This window comes from Protofrankia sp. CiP3 (genome assembly GCF_917627345.1).
Taxonomy (GTDB): Bacteria; Actinomycetota; Actinomycetes; order Frankiales; family Frankiaceae; genus Protofrankia.
In genome coordinates this window covers 1-5,492 of sequence record NZ_CAKJTM010000182.1, presented here as the reverse complement: position 1 = coordinate 5,492, position 5,492 = coordinate 1, and the positions used below count along the sequence as shown (strand labels likewise).

The following is a 5,492-nucleotide window of genomic DNA, read 5'->3' as shown; positions in this document are numbered from 1 at the left end:
TGCGCGAGTCCTAACCCCGGGGTTCTCCGGCGCCCCCGCGGCGCGATGCCCATTTGATTGGGGCTCCGACTTTCTCGACGATTCCTCAAGAACTTTCCGAGTTCCCGGTTCGCCGCTCCGCTCACAGTAGTCCCTCCCAAGGGGTCCCGCCTCAGCCAGCTGCCGCACTATCAATACCGACTTTTAGCACATGACGCCAAAAAGGGTGCACTATGTCTACCTGGTGACAGGATTTCGATAGGGCCCACCTACGGGCAGCCGCTGCCCAGATCCGCGTGAGCGGAGCTCTCGCGCTGGGCTCCCCCTCGGGTCCTGGCGTTGGACGCGCATCAGGGAACACCGCCCCCACAATAATGCCGCCGCTAACGAGCAACCCGTTACTGACCTGCGAAAACAGCAGCACCGCAGGTCAGGATAGGTGCCACAAGATGAAGATCTTATTTTTCCTTACATGCCCTGGTCCCGGGCGCTCTGAGCGGCCGGTATGGCTATCTGTTCAGCAGGCTGCCAATGGCCACCCGCAGCAGCTCGGGGAACAGCCGCTGGCCGATCGCCACCGGCCGCGCGATACCTGGGAAGATCCAGAAACGCCCTCTGTCGAGGCCGCGTTCGATCGCGTCGACGGCAGCGGCCGGTGTCATCATAGTGCGCTGCGAGACTGCTCTGGCCGCGGGCATGTCGTCGAGCATCGGGGTTGCCACCGCCGGTGGACAGACACAGCTCACCCGCACACCGGTCCCGCGAAGTTCATGCCGCAACGTCTGAGCGTAAATGACCAACGCCGACTTTGTCGCGCCGTAGGGACCGTGTTGCGGCACCGGCAACCAGCCGAGAATCGATGAGAAAAGGACGAGCCGGCCCGATCCCCGCGCGAGATAGCCGGGCAGCGCGGCCGTCACCGCGTTGACTGTGCCCTGGTAGTTCACCGCCATGATCTTCGCGTGCACCGCAGCCGGAGTCTCAGCGATCTTGCCTGTGTACCCGATCCCGGCGGCCGTCACGAGCAGGGTGTGGTGCTGCGAGGTCACGACGTCGGCCATGGCGTCCGCATCGGTGACATCGATGGTGTACGTCGTCACCTTTCCGGGCCCAGCGTCGTGGAGGACCTTCAGACCGGCTTCGTCCCGATCAACCGCGATGACGTCTGTGCCCTGCCGCACCAGCCGGAGGGCGAGGAGCTGCCCCATTCCGCTTCCAGCACCGGTCACCAAGGCTCGACGGACGTCGTTCTTCGCTGTCATCGCTCATTCACCAGGTTTCTCGAGAGCCCAGCGCGCGGATCGAAAAAACCCCTGACGAGGCGCCGCTCGCGCACGGTACGGTATTACGCCGCTCGCCTGAAGTCGAGCAGCCCCTCGGGGAGCCGGCGCGAACGAAAAACTGGCCCGGACAAGAAACGACGGCACGCCGACGGGGCCGTTTTTCCGGGTTTACCACAGACCGCCGCGGCGCGCCCGATTCCCCGGCCGGAAGATCGATTGTGCGGGTACGCCCGCCCGGCCCGAGAGCCCGAAGCAGGCGGCCGCGTGGGAGAGACCGGCCGCGGCCGGTCTCTCCCACGGCTCCGCGAGAGCCTCCCGGTGAACCCGGGCTGGCCACTCTGTCGAGATACCTGAGGCCATAGCTGATACACAGCGCTGGCGGATCTGACAGACACCGTGGACGGCCCGAGGGAGCCTCGCCGCCCGGTCGCTAGGCCTTTCCGGCCCAGCAGTGCTTCGACGCGTACCAGGGGCTCGTGCCCTGCTGCGCGTAGAGGATCCGCGCACGCATCCACTGTTCGGACACACTGGCGTTCTGCGGCAGGCCAGAGCCACCGACAGCGTGCCACGTGCCAGGCAGGAACTGGAACAGCCCGCCGGCGCCGATCGAGTTGACAACCTTCGGGTTGCCGCCGGATTCACATCGTGCGATGGCGGCCAGCACGCCGTCGTTGGACGGTGCCGCACTCGCCGGCTGGGACAGCGCGACGCTGCCGCCGCCGATGGCGGCGACGAGTGCCGGTACCGCGATCAGTACCCGAGCACGCGCCTTGATTCGACTGATTCCACGAGCGCCAGAACGTACATTGGACATGTTGTGTTGATGTCCTTCCCCACGCCTGCGAGGTGAGCTGTCGGATTCGGGCTGGGACTGCCCGGCCGCGCTATGCGGCTTCACCCCGAGAACGCCTGGCTTCGACGTCCGGAAATGGTTCCCCCGTTCCTGCCACCGTATTGGTTGTCATCGGACGGGGGCAGGACTCGGCGTGCCATCCGATGCGCGCCTTCCCCTCGAAGGCACGGCGAGGACCATACGTGCAATGACCGCCCGGCAGGCAAGGCTCCGTGAAGAGGCACACAGTCCACAGCCGATGTTGCTAACCGTCACGACTGCCGGTAACGTGCGCGCACCCGCGCTTATCCATAGCTGGCCCTGGCCGGCCGGTGCAATTGTGCCGGGGCCGCCACCCATCCAAAAAAACTGCCCCGCGCGGTAGGTGGGCAGGCGGGCCGGCTGCGTGGCTGTTCGCCGACGGTTGTTCTTCCGCCGTACGATGCCGCGGGGATCCTGCGCATCAACAGCGCCGTGTATGGTGTCGGCAATATGGCTGTCCGAACGCTGATGATCCTGGGCTCTCCGTGAGCGGGAGCCGCTTTCTGGGCGGCTGGCGGTTCTCGCCATATCGCGGTCCAGACCTGTTGTACGGCAGGAGCTACCGGCCTGGACCGCGATGAACGGCGCGGTTTCAGCTCATGGCGCGACGACGGCGACGGCGCACGGTCCTGCGGGCGCCGATCGCCACCACGAACGCGATGATCGCGGACGCGGTGGGGACGGACGACGGGGGAACAGCTATCCCGCCTTCGCCCGCGGAGACGGCGCCCTTGGGTACCGGCATCGTTGTAGCCGACAGCCCTGGCGCGGATATGGCTGCGGCGCCGGCAGTACCGCTGTCGGTGTCGGACACAACCTGGTAGCGAGTCAGCATGCCGGCGGTGATGTGCTCGTTCACATGGCAGTGGAAAAGCCAGATGCCGACGTCGTCAGGCACCATGTCGGCCACGGCCATGGTGCCGGGGAGCAGCGGAACGGTGTCCATACGCATACCGCCCACGATCGCGTCGTTACCGTGCCAGTGCGGCGTGTGCATATCCGCCTCGCCGCCCATGCTCATCAGGTACCACCGGACGTGCGAACCTTTTTTCATAGTGATCATTGGCTCGTTGCCAAAGACGTAGCCGTTGATGGCATGCCGCATGTTGGAACGCTCGAAATCAGCATCGTTCGGTGCCGGGTACGGCGGCTTGGCAAAACGGCGGAGGTTCTCCTGAAGATACGGGCTCCAATTCTCGTTGACGATCGAGAACAGCGCGAAAATCTCGCGGTCGACGTCGACGGGGCTACCGTCTGGCCGCGCCTTCCCTTTTCCGGTGACAACCATTGGGCCGGTGAGCCCGGCGTAGGTGTCGGTGACCTCGTTGGTATGGGAGTGGTACATCCACATGACCGAGCTGCCGTCGTGCGGGCCCGGACCCGCTCGATCGGGCACCAGCCAGGTGTACGTGTGCGTGCCTCCGGTGGGTACAGCGTCGTCGAGCTTGTCCACCCCGGAGGTGTTGTCCGCATACGGCGTGCCCTCGTTCGCCTTGGTGTAGAAGACGCCGTGCGGGTGCACGCTGTCAGAAATCCGGCAGGCGTTGCGGAACACGACTTTGATGGTGTCGCCGACCTCGGCGCGGATCACCGGGCCCAGGAAGCCCAGATACGCATCCTGCGGGGGGCGTGGCGCCAGACCGCTGAAGCTGGCGTCGGTGTAACCACGGTAGAGACACTTGAGGTAACTCGTCCCGATCCGGCCGGGCCCGGACTGGACGTATGTCCTTGCTATCGGGTCGAATGCCTGGCCGGTGATGACATCGCGTCCCTCGGGGGCGTAGTTCCAGACCACCTCGTCAGCACCGATGTAATAGGTGCGCACCCGACCGGTCGGGTGGAACTCCTGGCCGGCGGCGTCGTTCCAGTAAGATGATCGTTCTCCCGTCGCACCCGTGCCACCGGCCGCGGTGGGCCCGGCCGCGGTCGCGGGCCCGATCGCGGCAGGCCCGAGAGCAAGCACGAGCGCGCTCCCGACCACCGCTCTGACGCACATCCGCTGCCTGGCACGAACGGCCGCCACCGCGGACCGTGACGACGACTGCCTCCTTACGCGTACCCGGCTGGCGGTTCGGCCGCCGATACCTGTGCGCCGCATGGCGCGCAACTTATCAATCACGGAGCGTGACAGTAACCCTCTGTGACTTCCTCTGTATAGTGAGAGTCCACCATTCGCCAAAGGATGTGGAAGATGACACTACGCACCCGCGCTGGTCGGGCAGCCGGGCCGGCAACCGGGCGTCGACAGATGCCGGGCTGGGCGAACAGGACCTTGCAGGCTGCTCGTGGACCGGGTCGCGGATCGCCCGGCCGTGTTGGCAACCGCATCGGACGCCCTGCCGCCGGAGCCTCTCAGCGGGCTGGCGTTCTCACGCTATCGTGAGCGAGTGGGCCTCACCAGTGGACGATCCGCAGGCGCCCGCCCAGCGCGTGCTGTGCGCGTAGCGCGAGCCTCCCGTCAGGATTGACCAGCACCGCATGGTTGGCGGCGGCCAGCATGGGCAGGTCCGCCAGCGAGTCGCTGTAGGCGTGCTCCCAGGGTGGCTCGATCCCGTGGGCGGCGAGCTGACGCGGTTTACGCGCTCCGTGGTTGTGCAGGCTGCCCCGAGTAACACCGAATCGGCCCCAGACCAGCTGCGAGGAAATCAGTTCCACCTCGCCCAGGCCCAGCGTGTCGAGGAGCGTACGGGCGAGTTCTCGTTCACATGCTGTCACGATCACTACCCGATCGCCCGCTTCGACGTGGCGGCGCAGTGTGGCGATGCCCTCGGGTATCACCACATCCCGTTCGGCCGGGAGCTCCCGGCCGAACGCCTCGGCTCGCGCACGGAACCGGGCGGCGTCGAAGCCCAGCAACGCCAGCCGCATTATCATCCGTACCGCGATCGCGCGCAGCGGGCGTACCGCCAGCAGGGGCGTCACCGGCATGACCAGGGCCGCGCGCCATCGGGACCGCGACAGGTGCCGGCGCAGCAGCCGGGTGAAGGTGTCACCACGCACCAGCACACCGTCCAGGTCGAACAACGCGACCCCGGTGGCCGCTCGTTCAGGCGTCTTGCTCATGCGTGCATCCTTGTCGTGTTCGACGGCGGCCCGCGGAATACAGAATCTGGAACGGAGGGACGGTGAGCACAAGCATGACCGAGGGCACAGCAGTCAACCAGGCCGATCCGGTGACATGCGCGTACCCGGGGTGCACGCGTCCGCCGAGTGCTCCGGTCGGGCCCGGCCGGCCACCCGCGTACTGCGACGATTCCGCGCACAACCGGCTGTCGGCCTACCGCCGGCGGCGCGAGCTGTCGGCCGCGCCCGCGGCCGGCCCGGCAGCCAGCCCGGCGCCGCTCTCCGGCGGGGCA

General features: G+C 66.8%; 4 protein-coding genes, 1 pseudogene and 1 riboswitch. Of the genes and pseudogenes, 1 reads left to right on the top strand and 4 read right to left on the bottom strand.

Going from position 1 to position 5,492, the window contains the following annotated elements; translation table 11 throughout:
• Window positions 1-488: 488 nt before the first annotated feature.
• The 4 genes from MJ797_RS25715 to MJ797_RS25700 all read right to left on the bottom strand — a co-directional run bounded on the left by MJ797_RS25715 (window position 489) and on the right by MJ797_RS25700 (window position 5,199).
• Window positions 489-1,241 carry an SDR family oxidoreductase gene (locus MJ797_RS25715; RefSeq protein ID WP_239342186.1) on the bottom strand — a complete coding sequence of 251 codons (753 nt, stop codon included), beginning with the start codon at window positions 1,239-1,241 and terminating at the stop codon, window positions 489-491.
• A gap of 451 nt (window positions 1,242-1,692) precedes the next feature.
• A complete protein-coding gene (locus MJ797_RS25710) occupies window positions 1,693-2,076 on the bottom strand; it encodes a transglycosylase family protein (RefSeq protein ID WP_239342184.1) in 384 nt (127 codons plus the stop codon).
• Window positions 2,077-2,083: 7 nt separating this feature from the next.
• Window positions 2,084-2,259, bottom strand: a riboswitch (cyclic di-AMP (ydaO/yuaA leader).
• Window positions 2,260-2,728: 469 nt separating this feature from the next.
• Window positions 2,729-4,159, bottom strand: coding sequence for a multicopper oxidase domain-containing protein (locus MJ797_RS25705; RefSeq protein ID WP_239342181.1), 1,431 nt, complete (start codon window positions 4,157-4,159; stop codon window positions 2,729-2,731).
• A 371-nt stretch (window positions 4,160-4,530) separates the two neighbouring features.
• A complete protein-coding gene (locus MJ797_RS25700) occupies window positions 4,531-5,199 on the bottom strand; it encodes a haloacid dehalogenase-like hydrolase (protein WP_239342178.1) in 669 nt (222 codons plus the stop codon).
• Window positions 5,200-5,261: 62 nt separating this feature from the next.
• Here MJ797_RS25700 and MJ797_RS25695 point away from each other — a divergent pair.
• Window positions 5,262-5,492: pseudogene (locus MJ797_RS25695) on the top strand (hypothetical protein); the annotation flags it as partial.